The organism is Paraburkholderia saeva, from assembly GCF_907164555.1.
Lineage (GTDB): Bacteria > Pseudomonadota > Gammaproteobacteria > Burkholderiales > Burkholderiaceae > Paraburkholderia > Paraburkholderia saeva.
This window is the reverse complement of sequence record NZ_CAJQZC010000007.1, coordinates 74,370-95,140: the sequence shown is the minus strand read 5'-3', so window position 1 is coordinate 95,140 and position 20,771 is coordinate 74,370. Positions and strand designations below refer to the sequence as shown.

Annotated in this window: 15 protein-coding genes; 2 read left to right on the top strand and 13 right to left on the bottom strand. The window is 63.0% G+C overall.

Annotated elements, in window-relative coordinates; all coding sequences use genetic code 11:
• Positions 1-18: 18 nt before the first annotated feature.
• Positions 19-1,167, bottom strand: a complete 1,149-nt coding sequence (locus tag LPA36_RS18995; RefSeq protein ID WP_228879951.1) for a branched-chain amino acid ABC transporter substrate-binding protein — start codon at positions 1,165-1,167, stop codon at positions 19-21.
• 87 nt (positions 1,168-1,254) lie between these two features.
• On the bottom strand, positions 1,255-5,196 hold the full coding sequence (gene putA, locus LPA36_RS18990; RefSeq protein ID WP_228879949.1) for a trifunctional transcriptional regulator/proline dehydrogenase/L-glutamate gamma-semialdehyde dehydrogenase: 3,942 nt from the start codon (positions 5,194-5,196) through the stop codon (positions 1,255-1,257).
• A 286-nt stretch (positions 5,197-5,482) separates the two neighbouring features.
• Between putA and LPA36_RS18985 the strand changes: the two genes are divergently transcribed.
• Positions 5,483-5,635, top strand: a complete 153-nt coding sequence (locus LPA36_RS18985) for a hypothetical protein (RefSeq protein WP_228879947.1) — start codon at positions 5,483-5,485, stop codon at positions 5,633-5,635.
• Between the two features lie 22 nt (positions 5,636-5,657).
• Here the strand turns inward: LPA36_RS18985 and LPA36_RS18980 are convergent, their stop codons facing one another.
• The 4 genes from LPA36_RS18980 to hemE all read right to left on the bottom strand — a co-directional run bounded on the left by LPA36_RS18980 (position 5,658) and on the right by hemE (position 11,328).
• On the bottom strand, positions 5,658-5,924 hold the full coding sequence (locus tag LPA36_RS18980) for a hypothetical protein (protein WP_228879945.1): 267 nt from the start codon (positions 5,922-5,924) through the stop codon (positions 5,658-5,660).
• Positions 5,925-5,926: 2 nt separating this feature from the next.
• Positions 5,927-7,357: a YeiH family protein gene (locus tag LPA36_RS18975; protein WP_228879943.1), complete on the bottom strand. Its 1,431-nt coding sequence runs from the start codon at positions 7,355-7,357 to the stop codon at positions 5,927-5,929.
• Between the two features lie 180 nt (positions 7,358-7,537).
• Positions 7,538-9,781, bottom strand: coding sequence for a primosomal protein N' (locus LPA36_RS18970; RefSeq protein ID WP_228879941.1), 2,244 nt, complete (start codon positions 9,779-9,781; stop codon positions 7,538-7,540).
• Between the two features lie 449 nt (positions 9,782-10,230).
• A complete protein-coding gene (gene hemE / locus LPA36_RS18965; protein WP_228879939.1) occupies positions 10,231-11,328 on the bottom strand; it encodes a uroporphyrinogen decarboxylase in 1,098 nt (365 codons plus the stop codon).
• A gap of 242 nt (positions 11,329-11,570) precedes the next feature.
• Here hemE and LPA36_RS18960 point away from each other — a divergent pair, with 242 nt between their 5' ends.
• Positions 11,571-12,389 carry a transporter substrate-binding domain-containing protein gene (locus LPA36_RS18960; protein ID WP_228879937.1) on the top strand — a complete coding sequence of 273 codons (819 nt, stop codon included), beginning with the start codon at positions 11,571-11,573 and terminating at the stop codon, positions 12,387-12,389.
• Between the two features lie 698 nt (positions 12,390-13,087).
• Here the strand turns inward: LPA36_RS18960 and LPA36_RS18955 are convergent.
• From LPA36_RS18955 to LPA36_RS18925, 7 genes are all read right to left on the bottom strand, one after another.
• Positions 13,088-14,818, bottom strand: a complete 1,731-nt coding sequence (locus LPA36_RS18955; protein ID WP_228879935.1) for an AMP-binding protein — start codon at positions 14,816-14,818, stop codon at positions 13,088-13,090.
• A gap of 254 nt (positions 14,819-15,072) precedes the next feature.
• Positions 15,073-15,498 (bottom strand): F0F1 ATP synthase subunit epsilon, encoded by a 426-nt coding sequence (locus tag LPA36_RS18950; protein WP_228879932.1) that lies wholly within the window; start codon positions 15,496-15,498, stop codon positions 15,073-15,075.
• 90 nt (positions 15,499-15,588) lie between these two features.
• On the bottom strand, positions 15,589-16,983 hold the full coding sequence (gene atpD / locus LPA36_RS18945) for a F0F1 ATP synthase subunit beta (RefSeq protein ID WP_228879930.1): 1,395 nt from the start codon (positions 16,981-16,983) through the stop codon (positions 15,589-15,591).
• Positions 16,984-17,059: 76 nt separating this feature from the next.
• Positions 17,060-17,950: a F0F1 ATP synthase subunit gamma gene (gene atpG, locus LPA36_RS18940; protein ID WP_228879927.1), complete on the bottom strand. Its 891-nt coding sequence runs from the start codon at positions 17,948-17,950 to the stop codon at positions 17,060-17,062.
• A 145-nt stretch (positions 17,951-18,095) separates the two neighbouring features.
• Entirely contained in the window at positions 18,096-19,637 is a 1,542-nt protein-coding gene (gene atpA, locus LPA36_RS18935) for a F0F1 ATP synthase subunit alpha (protein WP_228879925.1), read from the bottom strand.
• Between the two features lie 58 nt (positions 19,638-19,695).
• Positions 19,696-20,235, bottom strand: a complete 540-nt coding sequence (locus tag LPA36_RS18930; protein WP_228879922.1) for a F0F1 ATP synthase subunit delta — start codon at positions 20,233-20,235, stop codon at positions 19,696-19,698.
• Positions 20,236-20,237: 2 nt separating this feature from the next.
• On the bottom strand, positions 20,238-20,708 hold the full coding sequence (locus tag LPA36_RS18925) for a F0F1 ATP synthase subunit B (protein WP_228879920.1): 471 nt from the start codon (positions 20,706-20,708) through the stop codon (positions 20,238-20,240).
• Positions 20,709-20,771: the final 63 nt, after the last annotated feature.

Sequence of the window (20,771 nt, the reverse complement as noted above, 5' to 3'; positions counted from 1 at the left end):
GTGGCTATCGGCCGGCTATTACTTGCCGCCCACGCTTTGCAGCGTCGTCCACTTGCCGTCGACAACCTTGTACAACGTGATGCCGCCGTTCTTCAGGTCACCCTTGCTGTCGTAGGCGAGGTCCTTCGCCGTCACAGCCGGCATCGACGTCTGCGCGAGCAACGGCAGGTACTTTGCCGGATCCGTCGAGTTGGCTTTCTTCATTGCGTTGAAGAGTGCCATTGCGCCGTCGTACGCGTACGGCGAGTACGTCTGCACGTCTTCGTTGAAGCGCTTCTTGTACTTCGCGGTGTAGTCCTTGCCGCCCGGCATTTCTTCCAGCGGCAGGCCAGCCAGCGAAGCCACCGTGCCGTTCGCCGAGTCACCCGCGATCTTCAGGAACGTGTCCGTCTTGACCATTTCGCCAGCCATCAGCGGTGCCTTCATGCCAAGCGTCTTCATCTGCTTGACCATCGGGCCAGCTTGCGAATCCGCGCCGCCGTAATAAATCAGGTCCGGGTTCGCGGCCTTCAGCTTCGTCAGAATCGCCTTGAAGTCGACTGCCTTGTCGTTCGTGAATTCGCGCGTGACGATCGTCGCGCCCGATGCCTTCGCGGCCTTCTCGAACTGGTCTGCCAGACCCTGGCCGTATGCAGTGCGGTCGTCGACGATCGCAATCTTCTTCACGCCGAGCGTCTTCACGGCGAACGTGCCAGCCACCGAACCTTGCTGCGTGTCGGAGGTCATCATGCGGAACGTCGTCTTGAAGCCTTGCTGCGTGTACTCAGGCGCCGTCGCCATCGCGATTTCCGGGATACCGGCGTTCGCGTAGATGCGCGATGCCGGGATCGTCGTGCCCGAGTTGAAGTGGCCGAGCATGCCCTTGATGCCGTCGTCGACGAGCTTCTGTGCAACCGTCGTGCCCGTGCGCGGGTCAGCCTGGTCGTCCGCCGAGTCGAGCACGAAGTGCACCGGCTTGCCGCCGATCACCGGCTTTGTCGCGTTCATGTCTTCCACAGCCAGCGTGATGCCGTTCTGGAAGTCCTTGCCGTAGTGCGCCTGAGCGCCCGTCATCGGACCGGCGAAGCCGATCTTCACGTCTTCAGCCGTTTGTGCCTGCGCGGTCCCCGCCAGCGACATGACCGCGACGAGCGTCGCAGCTGTCAGCCCTTTCATCGTGTGTTGCATAGCTTCTCCTTGGTACCAGGTGTGAGTGGAGCAGCATCGGGGTCGCCGTGCCGCTTCCATTTTTTTGAATTGATCGTTGAGGTTCGCTCAGCCAATCGTCATCAAATTCGCATTGCCGCCTGCTGCTGCCGTATTTACGCTGACCGAACGTTCCGTCAACAGACGTTCAAGTGCGTAATCCTCATCGCCGCTTTCCAGCGCGCGTGCCGCCACGCCCTGCACCGATACGATCGGCCCCGGCCGTTTCGCGACTTCCTTCACCAGCGCGAGCAGTTCGTCGCTGTCGCCTTCGAAAAGCACTGCATCGAAAGCGGCCTCTGCGTTCTTCTTCACGCTTGCGTGTTGCTTCAATCCTGCCGGCAACGCAGCTACCAGCTGCTCGCCTGCCGCGCCTTCGAAAAGCGCGCGGTTACCCGTTGCCAGCACAGCCGCGAACTGCGCGCGGGCGCCGCCTTGTGTCGACGGCACGCACAGCACCGTGCCGCGTGCGCCCAGCGTGTACGTGTTGCGCTCGCCGGTCGGCCCCGGCAAAACCGCCGTCGCACCCGCGAGCACGTGCGACAGGTAACCGTCGCAGCGCGCGGCGATCGTCGCCTGCCCCTCGCCGATCAGCCAGTCGCGCAGTGCGGTCAGCGCGGCAGCCGGATTGTCTCCCATTCCACCCGCATTTTGGGATGACTGCGGCGCATCCACCACAAGTGCCGCAGCAAGCGACTTCGGCAGACCAGCCGGGCGCTTGGCCAGCAGACGCTGCAGATATAGCGCGCCGCCCGCCTTCGGCCCTGTGCCCGACAGCCCTTCGCCGCCGAACGGCTGAACCCCCACTACCGCACCGATCACGTTGCGGTTCACGTAAATATTGCCGACGTGTGCGCGGCCGATCACATGCGCGATCGTCTCGTCGATCCGCGTGTGGACGCCAAGCGTGAGCCCGTAGCCCGTCGTGCGGATCTGGTCGAGCAGCTTGTCGAGCGCGTTGCGGCGATAGCGCACCACGTGCAGCACGGGGCCGAACACTTCGCGCTTCAGCTCGTCGATGCTGTCGAGCTCGATCAGCGTCGGCGGCACGAACGTGCCTGCCGCGCAGCCTTCCGGCATCGGCAGCTGCACGACCTTGCGGCCCTTCTCGCGCATCGCGGCGATGTGCGCATCGATGCCGCGCTTCGCTTCGATGTCGATCACCGGGCCGACGTCGATCGACAGACGGTCCGGATTGCCCACCGCGAGTTCGCCCATCGCGCCCGTCAGCATTTCGAGCGTGCGGTCCGCGACGTCATCCTGCAGACAAAGAACGCGCAGCGCCGAACAGCGTTGACCGGCCGAGTCGAAAGACGACTGAAGCACGTCGGCGACGACCTGTTCCGCGAGCGCCGACGAATCGACGATCATCGCGTTCTGGCCGCCCGTTTCGGCGATCAGCGGAATCGGCTTGCCGTCCGCGTCGAGCCGCAACGACAGCGTCTTGTTGATCAGACGTGCGACTTCCGTGGAACCGGTGAACATGACGGCACGCGTACGCGCATCGGACACCAGCGCCGCGCCGACCGTCTCGCCGTCGCCCGGCAGCAGTTGCACCGCGCCCGCCGGCACGCCGGCTTCGCGCAGGATACGCACGGCTTGCGCGGCGATCAGCGGCGTCTGTTCTGCCGGCTTCGCGAGCACCGTGTTGCCGGCAGCAAGTGCCGCAGCAACCTGGCCCATGAAAATCGCGAGCGGGAAATTCCACGGACTGATACACACCACCGGACCGAGCGGGCGGTGCGTGTCGTTCGAAAACTCCGTGCGGATCTGCGTGGAGTAATAGCGCAGGAAGTCGATCGCTTCGCGGATTTCCGCGATGGCGTTTGGCAGCGACTTGCCCGCTTCGCGCACGATGAGACCCATCAGCGTATGCATCTGCGCTTCGAGCAGGTCGGCCGCGCGCGCGAGGCAATCGGCGCGCGCCTCCACTGGCGTCGCCTGCCAGATCGGCGCGGCGGCGACCGCGTGCGTGAGCGCGGCGCTCACATGCTCGGAACTCGCCTCCACCACCGTGCCGACGAGATCGCGTTGATCGGCCGGATTGCGCACGTCGCGTGCGGCGCCATCAGCGATGTCGCTGTCGGCGAGCATCGGCGCGGCGCGCCACGGATGATGCGCGCTTGCCAGCAACGCCGACGACAGCGACGCCAGCCGATGTTCGTTCGACAGATCGAGGCCCATCGAATTGAGACGCTCGGTGCCGAACAGCTGACGCGGCAACGGAATCTTTGCGTGCGGCGCGCCGAGCGGCGTGATCTTCGACGCTTCGTCGACCGGATCGGCCACGAGGTCCTTGATCGCGACGGTTTCGTCGGCGATGCGGTTCACGAACGACGTGTTCGCGCCGTTCTCCAGCAGACGGCGCACGAGATACGCAAGCAGCGTTTCGTGCGTGCCGACCGGCGCGTACACGCGGCACGGACGGTTCAGCTTGTCGCGGCCGGTGACTTCTTCATACAGCGGCTCGCCCATGCCGTGCAGGCACTGGAATTCGTACTGGCCGGGATAGTAGTTGTGGCCGGCGAGGTGATAGATCGCTGCGAGCGTGTGCGCGTTGTGCGTCGCGAACTGCGGATAGACGGCATCCGGCGCACCAAGCAGCTTTTTCGCGCAGGCGAGGTACGAGACGTCCGTATAGATCTTGCGCGTGTAGACCGGATAGCCTTCGAGGCCGTCCACCTGCGCACGCTTGATTTCGGTATCCCAGTACGCGCCCTTCACGAGACGGACCATGATGCGGTGACGGCTGCGGCGCGCCAGATCGACGATGTAGTCGATCACGAACGGGCACCGTTTCTGATACGCCTGCACCACGAAGCCGATGCCGTTCCAGCCGGCCAGCTCCGGATCGAAGCACAGCGCTTCGAGCAGATCGAGCGATATTTCGAGGCGGTCGGCTTCTTCGGCGTCGATGTTCAGGCCGATGTCGTAGCGGCGCGCAAGGATCGCGAGCGCTCGCACGCGCGGCAGCAACTCGTTCATCGTGCGTTCCTGCTGCGAGCGCGAGTAGCGTGCGTGCAGCGCCGACAGCTTGATTGAGATGCCCGGGCCTTCGTAGATGCCGCGGCCACCTGCCGCCTTGCCGATCGCGTGGATCGCCTGCTCGTACGATGCGTAGTAGCGCTGCGCGTCGGCTTCGGTCGTCGCGGCTTCGCCGAGCATGTCGTATGAATAGCGGAAGCCGCGCGCTTCGAACTTGCGGCTATTGGCCAGCGCTTCGGAAATGTTCTCGCCCGTGACGAACTGCTCGCCCATCAGGCGCATCGCCATGTCGACGCCCTTACGGATCAGCGGCTCGCCGCCCTTGCCGATCAGACGCGTCAGCGCCGACGAAAGCCCCGTTTCGCTGTTGGTCGTCACGAGCTTGCCGGTGATCATCAAGCCCCACGTCGCGGCGTTGACGAACAGCGACGGCGCCTGGCCGACGTGCGAGCGCCAGTCGCCCTTGCTGATCTTGTCGCGGATCAGCGCGTCGCGCGTGGCGCGATCGGGAATGCGCAGCAGCGCTTCGGCGAGGCACATCAGCGCGACGCCTTCCTGGCTCGACAGCGAGAATTCGTGGATCAGCCCTTCGACGCCGCCGCCTTTGCTTTTGCTGCGCAGCGTTTCGACGAGCTTGCCGGCCAGCGCCTCTACGTCACCGGCGAGGTTCGCGGGCAGACGCGCCTGACCGAGCAGGAACGGCACGCATTCCGGCTCCGGCCGGCGATACGCGGCCGTGATCGCCGCGCGCAACACCGACTGCGGCTGCACGCTCTGCGCGAATTCGAGGAACGGATGCGAGGCGCTCTCTTCGTCGGAATCGACGGCTGCGCTCTCGGCCAGCTCGGCCACGCCGTTCAGGCCCGACAGCTCGGCGGGCAGCTGGCCATGCTCGATCTTCTCCAGATACGCGAAGATCGCCTGCTTGATCAGCCAGTGCGGCGTGCGTTCGAGACGCGTGGCGGCATCTTTCAGCCGGGAACGGAGGAGGTCGTCAACCTTGACGCCAAGGGTAGTGCTCGCCATGTTTCCTTCGAATGCCGATTTGACCATCGGCGAAAGACTAGAAAGTGGGCGAATCGTACGCCTCCAATTAAAAAGGTGCAACCGCTCTCCGCAAAAGGTTGCACCCTTCTGAATCCCTTATGCCACTGGCGTTTGCGCCTGATCGGGTTGCGCCGGGTGCGCCCGGTTGCGATCGGTATTTTCCCTGGCCCGAATCTTTTCGTCTCACCCTTATCGAATCGCGCGCCGTGCCGATATACAGGCATACGCCGCAAAACAGGCGCCCTGCATACGGAAGGTGGTGGAAATGGAAAAGTGGATGGTTGTGACCGGCATCTGGTCGATGTGCGCGCTGTGCGCGGTGTTCTTCATTCGCGGCGCGTCGTGTTCGGCCGCAAAACGGGTGGAAGCAGCGCGCGTCGATGTGCGTAGCGAAGGATCGGCAAAAAGCGCGTCCTGAGCGACGCGTGAACCAGCGCCGCTCAGGCAGACATGCGGGCGGGCGTCGGGTCGAACTGGCTGCAGGTGTCGTCGGGCGAGACGAGCTGGTCGTGCAGACGACACAGCCGGCTCGCCGCCACGCTCGCGCCGAAACCCGAACTGAAGACGGTGAGGCCCGGAATGCTTTGCTCGAGAGAATGCCGGTCGTCGGCCCGATGCCGGCATCCGGCGCAACACCGCACTGGCTCGCGCAGCGCGGCCGTCTCCGGCGTGCCGCGCGCGAGCGTCGAAGTGCCGCTGGGCTTCACGGTCACTGTCCCAGGCTATTCCAGTACGATGCGAATACGTGCGCGGACAGCACGTAGCCGATGGCGATATTGACCGCGACGCCCGCCGTGAACGCCAGGAACGGCTTCAGGCCGGTCGCCGTGAGCGAGCGCAGACGCGTCGTCAGCCCGATGCTGAAGAAGCAGAAGATAAACGCCCAGGTACGCAGCGCGGTAATCGGCGCGACGAATTCGGGCGTCACGACCTTCCGGTAATCCGCGAGCGAATAGTGACTGGCAATCCACGTCACCAGCGCTGACGCGATCACGAAACCAATCACGAATTTCGGAAAGCGCGCCCAGATTTCACCTGCGTCGGCACGGGATTTCACGCCGCTGTCTTCGGATTCCCAGCGCGTCGTCGCGACGATCGCCAGCAGGAACGCCCAGATGCCGATCCAGATATCGCGGCCGACCACCTTCATCAGCGTGAACGCCTGCAACGACGCCTCCGGTGCGCCGGCGATCACGCCGCCCGCGCTCTTCGCGAAGTCGCCGTAGGCCTGCGCGGCCGCGATGCCGGCAGCGTCGGCGAATTCGGAAGTGCCGATCCACGCGCCTGCAACGCCGGTCGGCAACCCGAGCGAGCGTGACGCGAACGGCAGCACGAAGATCATCACGATCGCCCACAGAATCACGAGCGTGATCGCCACCGAAGCCTGCTCACGCTTCGCGCGCACGGCACCCGCAATCGCAATGGCCGCCGACACGCCGCACACCGCGCCGCCCACGCCGAGCACCGCCGCGAAACGCCGGTCGAGGCCGAACGCCTTGCCGGCGAAGAAAATGACGAAGAACGTGATCAGCGAGACGATCGTCGCCTGGCCGACCGCGACAGGCCCCGCCCAGACGAGCAGCGTGAACGGCAACGTCGCGCCCAGCAGCACGATGCCGACCTTGATGTAAAACTCGACGCGCAAGCCGGCCGAGAACCACTCCGGCAGTTTGAAGACATTCGAGATGACGAGACCGAGCGCGAGAGCAACCAGCGGCGGCTCCAGGTTGTACTTTGCCGCGTTGTTCCACGCACCGAGTTCGAAAATCAGCACCGAGACGACGAACAGGATCAGAAACGACGGCAGGAAGTGCGCGACCTTCTGCCTGAGCACAGCAAGGCCGATGCTGAACAGCACAGCAAACACGACGAAAAGCGCGACGTAGTTCGGCAGATGTTTGACGACGTCCGCGCCGGCGGCCCCGACGCTCGACCATCGGGCGGGTGCAACCGCCAGCCACTTGATACTGCCGCCGGACGCGAACAGCGCCCACGCGATCACGATCACGAAGAGGCCAATCCAGACGGCCCACCAGTCTTCGGTTGAAAAGAGACCGCCGCCGCCACGCGTCGTGCGTCCGGTGCGGTCTGCCGTTGCGGGCTGCGCGCCCGCCGGCAGGCTGTGGTTTGTATCGCTCATCGTCGCAAGGCCCCGGGAAGTTGAGGTGCGTCGGCGCAAGGGTTGGTCGGATCCAGATTGTTGTGAATTTCGCGCCGATCGGGCGAAATATAGTCGAGCAACAACGAGAAACGAAACGACCTTTCGCTCTATCGATATAACCGGAAGGGATTTGCCCGCGCGGCGCCCAGCCAGCCCGCGTCAGATGTCGAGCGGATCGACCTCGAGAGTCCAGCGCAGCACGCCCTTGAGCGTGCGGAGCATCGGCTGCCACGCGTGCAGCGTGGCCTGGAGCGCGCCGCGCGATGCGCTCTCGATCAATAACTGCGCGCGATGCACGTGCATCACCTTGACGATGGTCAGCGGCACGGCATCGTACGCGGTCACGCGTTCGGCCGCGGAAATCGTCGTTAGCTGGGCGGCGGCCTGCTGCAGGAACGCGAGTGCCGCTTCGAGCGTGCGGCCTTCGGCGCGCAGTAACGCCTGGTAGACGAACGGCGGCAGATGCGCATCGCGCCGCTCGCCGAGCTGCGACCTGGCGAAGCCGACGTAATCGTGGCGTGCAAGCGCGTGATAGAGCGCGTGACGCGGATAGCGCGTCTGCACCAGCACTTCGCCCGGCAGACCGGCACGGCCCGCGCGCCCGCTGACCTGCATCAGCTGGGCGAAAAGTCGCTCACTCGCACGAAAGTCGTGGGAAAACAGCGCGGTATCGGCGTTCACGACGCCCACCAGCGAGACGCGCTGGAAGTCGTGTCCCTTCGCGATCATCTGCGTGCCAACGAGGATGTCGACTTCGCCCGCGTGCACGTCGGAGAACAGTGCCTGCGCGCTGCCCTTGCGGCGCGTGCTGTCGGCGTCGATGCGGAGCACGCGCGCGCCGGGCACGACTTCGGCAAGCGTTTCCTCGACGCGTTGCGTGCCGCGCCCAAGCGGCGCGATGTCGACGTTGCCGCAATCCGGACATGAGCGCGGAATGCGCGATTCCCAGCCGCAGTGGTGGCAGCGCATCGCGCGCTCGGGTTTGTGCAGGACGACGTACGCGCTGCAACGCGGGCAACCGGCGACCCAGCCGCACGCATCGCACGAAAGGACGGGCGCGTAACCGCGCCGGTTGAGAAACACGAGGCTTTGCTCACCGCGTTCCAGCCGCGATTTCAGCGCCGCGATCAGCGGACCCGACAGGCCGTCGATCGACGCACGCCCGCGCCGGTGTTCTTCCTCGAGATCGATCAGCTTGACTGCCGGCAGCACCGCGTCGGCCACTGCGCGGCGCGACAGCGTAAGCCGCGTGTAGCGCCCCTGATCCGCCTGCCACCAGCTTTCGAGCGAAGGCGTCGCGGAGCCAAGCACGACCGGAATGCCGAGCTGCTTCGCGCGATAGATCGCGAGATCGCGCGCCGAGTAGCGCAAGCCTTCCTGCTGCTTGTAAGCCGGATCGTGCTCTTCATCGACGACGATAATCGCCAGCTTTGGCAGCGAGGCCAGCACGGCGAGCCGGGTGCCGAGCACGATCCGCGCGCGTCCGGCGTGGGCGGCGAACCAGTGACGCGCCCGCTCGCCCTCCGCCAGCCCGCTATGCAGCGTGACGATCGCGCCGGAATCGAGCGCAGCGAAGCGCGCACGAAACGCCGCTTCGAACTGCGGCGTGAGATTGATTTCAGGAACGAGAACCAGCGCCTGCGCGTGCGGATCGGCGGCGAGCAGGCCGGCCAGCGCACGCAGATAGACCTCGGTCTTGCCGCTGCCCGTTACGCCGTGCAGCAGGAACGGCGCGAAGCCGACCGCGTCGCGAATCGCTTCGACGGCGGCGGTCTGTTCGTCGGTGAGTGTTGGCAGCGTGGCCGGCGGCGCGTCGGCGGGTGGCGTTGCGCGTACGTCGGCGGCTTCGATCACGTCGCGCTCGACCCAGCCTTCCGCCGCCCAGGCGTCGAGCGTCGCGACGGCCTTCGGATGCAGGGCGCGCGCATCGGCGGCGGACAGCGAGCCGGCTTCGGCCAGCACCCCGGCGAGACGGCGCAGCGCGCTGGCGCGGGCCGGCAACGCATCAGGCAACGCTTCGCGACCCGCCTGCATCAAACGATAGCGCTCTTCCGGCGCGAGCAGCCGTGCCCAGCGCGTTGCGTCGCGCAGCGCCTGAGGCAGGCCTGGCAACGCGACTTCGCCGATTCCACGCTGGTAGTAGTCGGCCGCGAACGCCGCCAGCTTGAGCCACGCGGCGGATAGCGGCGGGCATGCCGTGCACACTGCGTTCACTGCGCGCACCTTGCCGGCGGGTACGTCGCTTCGATCGCTCACTTCGCACACGAGGCCAACCGTGTCGCGCTTGCCGAACGGCACGCTCACGAGCATCCCTGGCGCGGGTGCCGGCTCGGTATCACACCGGTAGTCGAAGAGCGTCGGCAGTGGGTGATCGAGCGCAACGCGCACAAAAACGTCGCTCACGCAGCGCTTACCCTGTAAAGCGGGGCAGATCGGGTGACCCGAAGCGCCTGAGCGAAGGCGCGGAAGTTAAAGTAAAACCTCACTTTAAACGCCAAGCTTTGGATTCTACTGAAGAATTGCAATCGGTCCGCCGAGCCTGTGGATAACTTTGTTGAGAACTCTGTTTTCTTGGCACGAAAACGGCGCCCCGCCGTCGTTCTGTGGGCTACCGCACATATCTCAAATAATCGCGGAAACCCTTGCCAGTCAAGGCGCGGATCAAACTCGCACACAACTTGCAAGCCCAAAACAGCGATGCGACGCTCTACTGCGGCGCAGCGAGGCAAATGTGCATAAGTCAAGTCTTGACAATTGCAGGATGGCCGCGCGACGGGCTCCACGACCCAGTACCACCCTTATGCCGAGAGCCCACTTCATCGCACTGCAACAAAATTTTCACGCTGAGAACCTCACGCTGACACACTGCCGGCGCGAATAGCACGGCTGTGCCGGTGTACTTCGTCGACGAGTTCGGCGACGTGCTCTGGCGGCGTGAACTGCGAGATCCCGTGGCCCAGATTGAAGACGTGGCCGGGATGGTTGCCGAAGCTGTCGAGTACGGCGCGCGCCTCGATCCGGATCGCCGAAGGCGACGCGAACAGCACCGAGGGGTCGATATTGCCCTGCAGCGCCACCTTGTCGCCGACACGTTCGCGCGCCTTCGAAAGATTCACGGTCCAGTCGAGCCCGACCGCATCGACGCCTGTCGCGGCGATCTCGTCAAGCCACAGGCCACCGCCCTTCGTGAAGGTGATGACCGGTACTTTCGCGCCTTCATGTTCACGCTTGAGCTGCGAGACGACCTGCTGGATGTAGTGTAGCGAGAAGCGCTGATAGGTCCCGTCGGCGAGCGCACCGCCCCATGTATCGAAGATCATCACGGCCTGTGCACCGGCCTCGATCTGCGCGTTCAGGTAGGCGGCCACCGCTTTCGCGTTCACGTCGAGGATGCGGTGCATCAGGTCAGGACGCGCATACAGCATCGACTTCACGGTGCGGAAGTCGGCCGAACCGCCGCCTTCGACCATGTAGCACGCAAGCGTCCACGGGCTGCCCGAAAAGCCGATCAGCGGCACGCGCTGCCGGCCCTGCGCGTCGACGAGCGAACGGCGGATCTGGCTGACGGCATCCGTCACGTAACGCAATGTGGCGTCGATGTCCGGCACCGCGAGGCGTGCGACGTCTTCTTCCGTGCGCACGGGACGTGCAAACTTCGGACCTTCGCCCGTCTGGAAGTCGAGGCCGAGGCCCATCGCGTCGGGAATCGTCAGGATGTCGGAGAAAAGAATCGCGGCGTCGAGCGGATAGCGGTCGAGCGGCTGCAACGTGACTTCCGTCGCGTAATCCGGATTCTTCGCGAGACCGAGGAAGCTGCCCGCGCGGCTGCGCGTCGCGTTGTATTCCGGCAGGTAGCGACCCGCCTGACGCATCAGCCAGATCGGCGTGTATTCGGTCGGCTGGCGCATGAGCGCGCGCAGGAATGTGTCGTTCAGAAGAGTATTGACCACGTTGCGGGCGACTGGAGGCAAAGGGCCATTTTACCGGACAGCGCCGCCCGCATCGCGCTGGATGCAGCGAATAAACGCGTCTGTCTGTTGCGACCATGCGGAAGCCTTCGGAGACGTCGGGCTTAGGGACTGATGCAGTGGTTGGAACGCCTCCGCAACCTTATCAACATCGGGTTGCCGGGCTATCATCAGCGGCCTTAAACGCATTTATCTTCCAATAACAGACAAACGAAGGAGACTCGATGAACAAGACCGCCCTCGCATGGGCCGGCGCCCTGATCTGCGCCGCTGCACTGACTGTTGTGAGCCCGGTTTCCGCGCAGACGAACAGCGCGGCAAACACGGCCGCTGCGCCGCAAGCGTCGCGTCTCGACGAAATCGTCGCGCGCGGCACACTGCGCGCCTGCACGACCGGCGACTACAAGCCGTATTCGTTCTACAAGCCGGACAGCCAGTTCGAGGGCATCGACATCGACATGGCCGAATCCCTCGCGCACTCGCTCGGCGTGAAGGCGGAGTTCGTGAAAACATCGTGGTCGAACCTGATGAACGACTTCGTCGCAAAATGCGATGTCGCGATCGGCGGTGTATCGACGACGCTCGACCGCCAGAAACGCGCGTTCTTCACCGAGGCGTACATGATCGACGGCAAGACGCCGATTGTGCGCTGCGACGACGTCAACAAGTACCAGACCGTCGCACAGATCGACCAGCCGTCCACGCGCGTGATCGTCAATCCGGGCGGCACCAACGAGCGCTTCGCAAAGCAGTTTTTCCCGCACGCGAACCTGACGGTCTATCCGGACAACGTGACGGTGTTCAAGCAGATCCTCGCCGGCAAGGCCGATGTGATGGTCACCGACGCGTCCGAAACGCTGCTGCAGCAAAAGCTCAATCCAGGCCTGTGCTCCGTGCATCCGGACAAGCCGTTCCAGTACGGTGAAAAGGCATGGATGGTGCCGCGCGGCGACGTCGTGCTCCAGCAGTACGTGGACCAGTGGCTGCATCTCGCGCGCGCGACCGGCGAATATCAGGCCATTCAGGACAAGTGGCTGAAGTAGTTCTTTGAGAGATGTGGTTGCCCGGCCGGGCAACGCGCGCCGGCCGGGTTTGCACCTTGATTCAGCCGCGTCATGGGGAGGAACACCCTTCCCCATGACGATTGAAACGGCGCATGAGAGCGACGCCCAATGCCGGGAAATCCCGGCTCCCAACACGCGATAAAAAGGCGCAGTATGGGTTGACGGATAGCGTCGGCCGGTTGCCAGGAATCCACGAATTCCCACCGGTAAAAATGACGTTTGAAACACGCCGGGTCGGCACATAATCCCGCAAAGCCTTGTCTGACGGGCGTTACAACCTGAAACACTTTGTTACCGCGCTGGCAGAGTTATTCGCCCACAATGCCCTTCAACGGTTTCAACACGGATGTGGCTGCGTGCGTAGTGTGAGCGGATACGATGCACTATGCCGGTCGGCTTTGCCGAAGCCCTGAAAAGGGGCATCCCTGCTGGGGCCGTGGTCGGCGGATGTGCGCCGTCCCAGTCGGTTCCTTCATTGGTCTCCTCGCGCTAACCCCGTAGCGTGTGGTTTTTAGCGGGCTCCAGGCCCGCTTTTTTTTCGTCTGGCCAAACGTTTGCTCCCCGCTTCTTCAGCGGAGTTTCGTGGACGTTTGGGCTATCAAGCTGTTCCAGGAACGCGGTTCCGGCAAGCCATTGCGCGCCTGTGCGCGACGTAATGGCTTGCCGTGTTTCCTGGATCACGCGGTCTTGTCCGCGATGATTTTCAGTTCCTCGATCATCCGCTCGCGCATCACGAACTTCTGCACCTTGCCGGTCACGGTCATCGGAAGTTCGTCGACGAAGCGAATATGCTTCGGCACCTTGTAGTGCGCAATCTGGTTGCGACAGAATTCCTGCACATCTTGCGCCGTGGCCTGCTCGCCCGGGCGCAGCACGATCCACGCGCATACTTCTTCGCCGTACTTCGGGTCGGGCACGCCGAACACCTGCACGCTCTGGATCTTCGGATGACGGAACAGGAATTCCTCGATTTCGCGCGGGTAAATGTTTTCGCCGCCGCGAATCAGCATGTCCTTCAAGCGGCCAACGATATTGCAGTACCCCTCAGCATCAAGCGTCGCGAGGTCGCCGGTGTGCATCCAGCCATCGACGATGCTTTCGCGCGTTTTGGCTTCGTCGCCCCAGTAGCCGAGCATCACCGAGTAACCCTTTGTGCACAGTTCGCCCGTTTCGCCGACCGGCACGACATCGCCGCTCGCGTCGACAAGCTTCACTTCCAGATGCGGCTGGATGCGGCCGACAGTTGTCGTGCGCTTGTCGAGCGGGTCGGTCGTCGAACTCTGAAACGAGACCGGGCTCGTTTCCGTCATGCCGTATGCAATCGTGATTTCACCGAGATGCATTTTCGACACGACTTTCTTCATCGTTTCGATCGGGCACGGCGAGCCCGCCATGATGCCCGTGCGCAGGCGGCTCAGATCGAAGCGTGCGAATTCCGGATGGTCGAGTTCGGCGATGAACATCGTCGGCACGCCGTGAAGCGCCGTGCATTGCTCTTCGGCGACGGCGGTCAGTGTCGCGAGCGGATCGAAAGCCTCGCCGGGAAAAACCATGTTCGCGCCCACCGATACGCACGCGAGCACAGCCAGCACCATGCCGAAGCAGTGATACAACGGCACCGGAATGCACAGGCTGTCGTCTTCGCCCAGGCGCATGGCCATCGCAATATAGCGGGCGTTGTTCACGACATTGCTGTGCGTGAGCGTTGCGCCCTTCGGGTTGCCGGTCGTGCCGCTCGTGAACTGGATGTTGATCGGCTCATGCGCCGACAACGTAGCGCCGATCGCGTCGAGCCTCGCGGCGTCGAGCGAAGCGCGACCCTGCTCGATGACGTCGGAGAACGTCAGCATGCCTGGTGTTTCGGTGTCGCACATGCGGATCACATAACGCAGTTCCGGCAGACGCTCCGCGCGCAGTTCACCGGGCGCGTGCACGGCCAGTTCGGGCGCAAGCTCCTGCAGCATCTCCAGATACATCGACGACTTGAAGCTGTGCGCGGAGATGATCGCCTTGCAACCGACCTTGTTCAGCGCGTATTCGAGTTCGGCCAGCCGGTACGCCGGGTTGATGTTGACAAGCACCGCGCCGATGCGCGCGGTGGCGAACTGCGTCAGCAGCCATTCGACCCGGTTCGGCGACCAGATGCCGACGCGGTCGCCCTTTTCGATTCCGAGTGCAAGCAGGCCGGCGGCAAGGATATCGACTTCGTCGGAAAACTCCTTCCACGTCCAGCGGATGCGCTGCTCCCGGAACACCACGGCGGGACGTTCCGGAAAGCGGCGCGCCGTGTCCTGCAGAAACTGACCGACGGTTGCCTCGCTCAGTACACTCTCCGTCGAGCCGCGAACGTATGAGAGGTTGTCCTTCGGCGCGATGAGCGCGCCCGCGCCTCCAGTCTGGCTTGCCATGATGTCTGCCTCCGCGAGCGAAGCGTCGTCGCCCGATTGAAATGAATTTGAAACCGATTGTGCCACCGGCGTGTGACTGCGCGGCATCAAGTGTTACCCGCAGCTTTTTGTTCCCGCTTTCGTGCTGGGCCCTTCACCGTCGGTAAAGCAAACTGCGATTTTGCTTACCTTTCCGTAAACGTCAAGTGATGAACAAAAAAAAGCAGCCGCGAAGGGCTGCTTTTTTTCTACTTCTGCTGCGTGTTGCCGTGCGATCAGTGTTGACCGCGCAGCTTGCGCAGGCGCTGGATCGCAGCAAGCTGAGCCGTCGCATACGCGAGTTCCGCTTGCGCGGTAGCGTATTCGAGGTTCGAACCCGTGTTCTGCAGCGCTTCTTCAGCACGCTTGCGCGCTTCTTCGGCCTTGGCTTCGTCGAGATCCTTACCGCGGATTGCGGTGTCGGCCAGGACCGTCACTGCGCCCGGCTGGATCTCAAGGATTCCGCCGGCGACGAACACGAATTCTTCCTCGCCGTTTTCCACTTCGATGCGCACCGCACCCGGACGGATCCGCGTGATGAGCGGCGTGTGGCCCGGCAGAATGCCCAGTTCACCCGCTTCGCCCGGCAGCGCGACGAATTTCGCCTGGCCCGAGAAGATCTGCTCTTCCGCGCTGACGACGTCTACTTTGATAGTTGCCATGGTGTCGATTCCTGGTTGAGCGTGATGCGTTCGGCGCGGCTTTTACCTGGATACCCGCAAAATCCGCGCCTCGTTGCCTGCACTCAAGCCTTACTGGATCTTCTTGGCCTTTTCGAAGGCTTCGTCAATCGTGCCGACCATGTAGAACGCCTGCTCCGGCAGATGATCGCACTCACCTTCGACGATCATCTTGAAGCCGCGGATCGTTTCCTTCAGCGGCACGTATTTGCCCGGCGAGCCCGTGAACACTTCAGCAACGTGGAACGGCTGCGACAGGAAACGCTGGATCTTACGAGCGCGCGCGACCGACAGCTTGTCTTCCGGCGACAGTTCGTCCATACCCAGAATCGCGATAATGTCGCGCAGTTCCTTGTAGCGTTGCAGCGTTTGCTGCACGCCGCGCGTGATCGAGTAGTGCTCTTCGCCGATCACGTTCGGGTCGATCTGACGCGAGGTCGAATCGAGCGGGTCGACTGCCGGGTAGATACCCAGCGAAGCGATGTCACGCGACAACACGACGGTTGCGTCCAGGTGGCCGAAGGTCGTAGCCGGCGACGGGTCGGTCAAGTCATCCGCAGGGACGTACACGGCCTGCACCGACGTGATCGAGCCGGTCTTCGTCGACGTAATACGCTCTTGCAGCTTGCCCATTTCTTCAGCGAGAGTAGGCTGATAGCCCACTGCCGACGGCATACGGCCGAGGAGTGCCGACACTTCAGTACCGGCCAGCGTGAAACGGTAGATGTTGTCGACGAAGAACAGCACGTCGAGGCCTTCGTCACGGAAGTGCTCAGCCATCGTCAGACCGGTCAGCGCAACGCGCAGACGGTTGCCCGGCGGCTCGTTCATCTGGCCGTACACCAGCGCGACCTTGTCGAGAACGTTCGAGTCCTTCATTTCGTGATAGAAGTCGTTCCCTTCACGGGTACGCTCGCCAACGCCTGCGAACACGGAGTAACCGCCGTGTTCCTTCGCGATGTTGTTGATGAGTTCCATCATGTTCACGGTCTTGCCCACGCCGGCGCCGCCGAACAGGCCAACCTTGCCGCCCTTGGCGAACGGGCAGATCAGGTCGATAACCTTGATGCCGGTTTCGAGCAGTTCCGTCGAAGGCGACAGTTCGTCGAACTTCGGTGCCTTCTGGTGAATGCCACGAACCACGTCCGAGTTGATCGGGCCGGCTTCGTCGATCGGGCGACCCAGCACGTCCATGATCCGGCCGAGGGTCGGCTTGCCAACCGGCACGCTGATCGGGTTGCCCGTGTTCTTGACGATCGTGCCGCGGCGCAGGCCGTCGGATGCACCCAGACAGATGGTACGGACGACGCCGTCGCCCAGTTGTTGCTGGACTTCGAGGGTCAGTTCCGAACCTTCGAGAATGAGCGCGTCGTAAATCTTCGGCATGGTTTCACGCGGAAATTCCACGTCGATCACCGCGCCGATGCACTGTACGATCTTGCCTTCTACCAAAGCAGTAGTACTCATCGCTTTTCCTTTAGATACTCAATTCTTCACTCGCGCAAAGGCGCAGTTTCGATGGATTCGCCCGTGAGGCGCGCGGTCAGACCGCAGCGGCGCCACCGACGATTTCCGACAGTTCTTTCGTGATCGCTGCCTGACGGCTCTTGTTGTACACGAGCTGCAGTTCGTTGATGACCGTCTTCGCGTTGTCCGAAGCGGCCTTCATGGCGACCATCCGTGCCGACTGCTCCGATGCCATGTTTTCCGCGACGGCCTGATAGACCAGCGCTTCGACATAACGCACCAGCAGTTCGTCCACCACTGCCTGCGCGTCCGGCTCGTAGATGTAGTCCCACGAAGTGTTGGGCGTAACGGTTTCACCGCTCTCGTCCTTGCGCTCGAAGTCTTCTGCCGACAGCGGCAGCAGCTGCTCGATCACCGGCTCCTGCTTCATCGTGTTGATGAAGCGCGTGTACGCGAGGTACACCGCCGAAACCTTGCCTTCCGAGTACAGGTCGAGTTGCACCTTCACCGCGCCGATCAGCTTTTCGAGGTGCGGCGTGTCGCCCAGATGGACAACATTCGACACCACGTTCGCACGCAGACGGTTCAGGAAACCAAGACCCTTGGTACCGATCGCCGTTGCTTCGATGGACTTGCCGGCTGCTTCCAGCTCCTTGAACTTCTGGAGCGAAGCGCGCAGCACGTTCGTGTTCATACCACCGCACAGGCCCTTGTCGGTTGTGACAAGGATGATGCCTGCCGTCTTCGCGCCGTCGTTCGCCACCATGAACGGGTGACGATATTCCGGGTTCGCACGGCTCATGTGCGCAGCGATGTCGCGGACCTTGTCGGCGTACGGGCGAGCAGCGCGCATGCGCTCCTGAGCGCGGCGCATCTTCGATGCGGCCACCATCTCCATCGCTTTCGTGATCTTGCGCGTGTTTTGCACGCTCTTGATCTTGCCGCGAATTTCCTTCATTCCAGCCATTGCTTGCTCCTTTGTCGGCCCGGCCCGAGTGAGTGCTTTAGCGCTTACCCGGGTCCCATGCAAAGCGATCGAAGCAGCGCGGGTTCAGTTGCCTGCGGCCCGCGCCGCTTCAAGGTCCGCCTATGCCTTGCGGGTCACTCGCGGATCAGTAAGCGCCGGACTTCTTGAAGTCTTTGAGGGCCGTGTGCAGCAGGCCTTCATCGTCCTTCGAGAGTTCCTTGGTGTCTTCGACGCGCTTGATCAGATCAGCGTGCTTCGTCTTCAGGTAGTCGCGCAGGCCCTTTTCGAAAGGCAGCACTTGCGCAACTTCCAGATCGTCGAGGTAGCCGTTGTTCGCTGCGAACAGCGCGACAGCCAGTTCCCACACCTGCAGCGGCTGATATTGCGGCTGCTTCAGCAGTTCCGTCACGCGGCGGCCGCGTTCCAGCTGCTTGCGGGTTGCTTCGTCGAGGTCCGATGCGAACTGCGCGAATGCTGCGAGTTCACGGTACTGCGCGAGGTCGGTACGGATACCGCCCGACAGCTTCTTCACGACCTTCGTCTGAGCCGCACCACCCACGCGCGACACCGACACGCCGGCGTTAATTGCCGGGCGGATACCTGCGTTGAAGAGGTCGGTTTCCAGGAAGATCTGGCCGTCGGTAATCGAGATCACGTTCGTCGGAACGAATGCCGTCACGTCGCCTGCCTGCGTTTCAATAACCGGCAGTGCCGTCAGCGAACCGCTCTTGCCCTTCACTTCGCCGTTCGTGAACTTCTCGACGTAGTCTTCCGACACGCGAGCAGCACGTTCCAGCAGACGCGAGTGCAGATAGAACACGTCACCCGGGTAAGCTTCGCGGCCCGGCGGGCGGCGCAGCAGCAGCGAGATCTGACGATAGGCCCAGGCTTGCTTGGTCAAGTCGTCATACACGATCAGCGCGTCCTGGCCGCGATCGCGGAAATATTCGCCCATCGAGCAGCCGGCGTACGGTGCGAGGTACTGCATCGCAGCCGATTCCGAAGCCGAAGCCGCAACGACGATCGTGTATTCCATCGCGCCGGTTTCTTCGAGCTTGCGCACCACGTTCATGATCGACGAAGCCTTCTGGCCGATCGCGACGTAGATACAGAAGAGGTTTTTGCCCTTCTGGTTGATGATCGCATCGACTGCAACTGCAGTCTTGCCGCACTGACGGTCGCCAATGATCAGCTCACGCTGGCCACGGCCAACCGGCACCATCGCGTCGATCGACTTCAGACCGGTTTGGACCGGCTCCGAAACCGACTTACGCCAGATCACGCCCGGAGCGATCTTTTCGATTGCGTCGGTCTTCTTTGCGTTGATCGGGCCCTTGCCGTCGATCGGGTTGCCGAGTGCGTCGACCACGCGGCCGAGCAGTTCCGGACCCACCGGCACTTCGAGAATGCGGCCCGTCGTCTTGACGATGTCGCCTTCCGAGATGTGTTCGTATTCACCCAGAATCACGGCGCCAACCGAGTCGCGCTCGAGGTTCAGCGCGAGACCGAAGGTGTTGCCCGGGAATTCGAGCATTTCGCCCTGCATCACTTCCGACAGGCCGTGGATACGCACGATACCGTCGGTCACGGAGATCACGGTGCCCTGGTTGCGAACGTCTGCGCTCGCTTCAAGGCCCTGGATCCGGCTCTTGATCAGCTCGCTGATCTCAGAGGGATTGAGTTGCATTATTCGCTCCTGATAGTCAATTCTGTTGCGTGCCAGCCGCTTTGGCGCGTTACGCGCTTCAGGCCGTCAGAGCCGTCTGCATGCTGGCGAGCCGCGCGCGGACCGAGGTATCGAGCACTTCGTCGCCGACCGTCACCCGTACGCCGCCGATCAGCGACGCGTCGGTTTCAACCGTCGGCTTCAGCTTGCGCTTGAACTTGCGTTCGAGACTTGCGACGAGGTCGTTCAGCTGCGCGCCTTCGAGCGGAAATGCGCTGACGATCAGCACATCGGCCGCACCTTCGCGGGCGTTCTTCAGCGCTTCGAACTGCGTGGCGATTTCCGGCAGCAGCGTCAGACGATGATTGTCGACCAGCATCTGCACCAGATTCTTCGCCTGCGCGTTGTCCTTCAGCGGCGACTTCACCGCGGACAGCAGCAGTTCGCTGACCTGTGCGCGGCTGATTTTCGGGCTCGTAGCGACCGACAGCACTTCGGGCAGACGCGCAACCTGTGCCAGCTCCTGCACGAGCGTGGACCAGGCGGCAGTGTCACCAGCTTCGGCCACGCCAAACAGCGCTTCTGCGTACGGGCGGGCGATGGTTGCAAGTTCGGCCATGATCAGAGCTCGGCTTTCAGTTGATTCAGCAGGTCAGCGTGAGCTGCCTGGTCGACTTCGCGCTTCAGGATCTGTTCGGCGCCCTTCACAGCCAGTGCGGCGACTTCGCCACGCAGCGTTTCACGGGCCTTCACGACTTGCTGGTCAGCGTCAGCCTTGGCCTGCGCAATGATGCGGGCAGCTTCTGCCTGTGCCTGGGCCTTGATTTCGTCTGCGACTGATACTGCGCGCTTTTCTGCGTCAGCGATACGTTGCTGACCATCGTTGCGTGCCTGTGCCAGTTCCTGGTCGACGCGCTTGTGAGCGGCTTCGAGTTCAGCCTTGCCCTTTTCGGCAGCAGACAGACCGTCGGCAATCTTCTTGGAGCGCTCGTCGAGGGCGTTGATCAGCGGCGGCCACACGAACTTCATCGTGAACCACGCGAGGATCAGGAACACGACCATTTGCGCAAACAGGGTTGCGTTGAGATTCACGGTGTTTCCTTAAACGTTGCTATTTCGGAAATTGAAACGGTAAGGCGCTCATCGATTCTGTCG

What these genes read in the sequence shown, in the direction of transcription:
- LPA36_RS18975 (WP_228879943.1), bottom strand. Translation starts at nt 7,357, where the DNA reads ATGAGCGATACAAACCACAGCCTGCCGGCGGGCGCGCAGCCCGCAACG.
- LPA36_RS18950 (WP_228879932.1), bottom strand. Translation starts at nt 15,498, where the DNA reads ATGGCAACTATCAAAGTAGACGTCGTCAGCGCGGAAGAGCAGATCTTC.
- LPA36_RS18995 (WP_228879951.1), bottom strand. Translation starts at nt 1,167, where the DNA reads ATGCAACACACGATGAAAGGGCTGACAGCTGCGACGCTCGTCGCGGTC.
- LPA36_RS18930 (WP_228879922.1), bottom strand. Translation starts at nt 20,235, where the DNA reads ATGGCCGAACTTGCAACCATCGCCCGCCCGTACGCAGAAGCGCTGTTT.
- atpA (WP_228879925.1), bottom strand. Translation starts at nt 19,637, where the DNA reads ATGCAACTCAATCCCTCTGAGATCAGCGAGCTGATCAAGAGCCGGATC.
- atpG (WP_228879927.1), bottom strand. Translation starts at nt 17,950, where the DNA reads ATGGCTGGAATGAAGGAAATTCGCGGCAAGATCAAGAGCGTGCAAAAC.
- LPA36_RS18955 (WP_228879935.1), bottom strand. Translation starts at nt 14,818, where the DNA reads ATGGCAAGCCAGACTGGAGGCGCGGGCGCGCTCATCGCGCCGAAGGAC.
- LPA36_RS18985 (WP_228879947.1), top strand. Translation starts at nt 5,483, where the DNA reads ATGGAAAAGTGGATGGTTGTGACCGGCATCTGGTCGATGTGCGCGCTG.
- atpD (WP_228879930.1), bottom strand. Translation starts at nt 16,983, where the DNA reads ATGAGTACTACTGCTTTGGTAGAAGGCAAGATCGTACAGTGCATCGGC.
- putA (WP_228879949.1), bottom strand. Translation starts at nt 5,196, where the DNA reads ATGGCGAGCACTACCCTTGGCGTCAAGGTTGACGACCTCCTCCGTTCC.
- LPA36_RS18960 (WP_228879937.1), top strand. Translation starts at nt 11,571, where the DNA reads ATGAACAAGACCGCCCTCGCATGGGCCGGCGCCCTGATCTGCGCCGCT.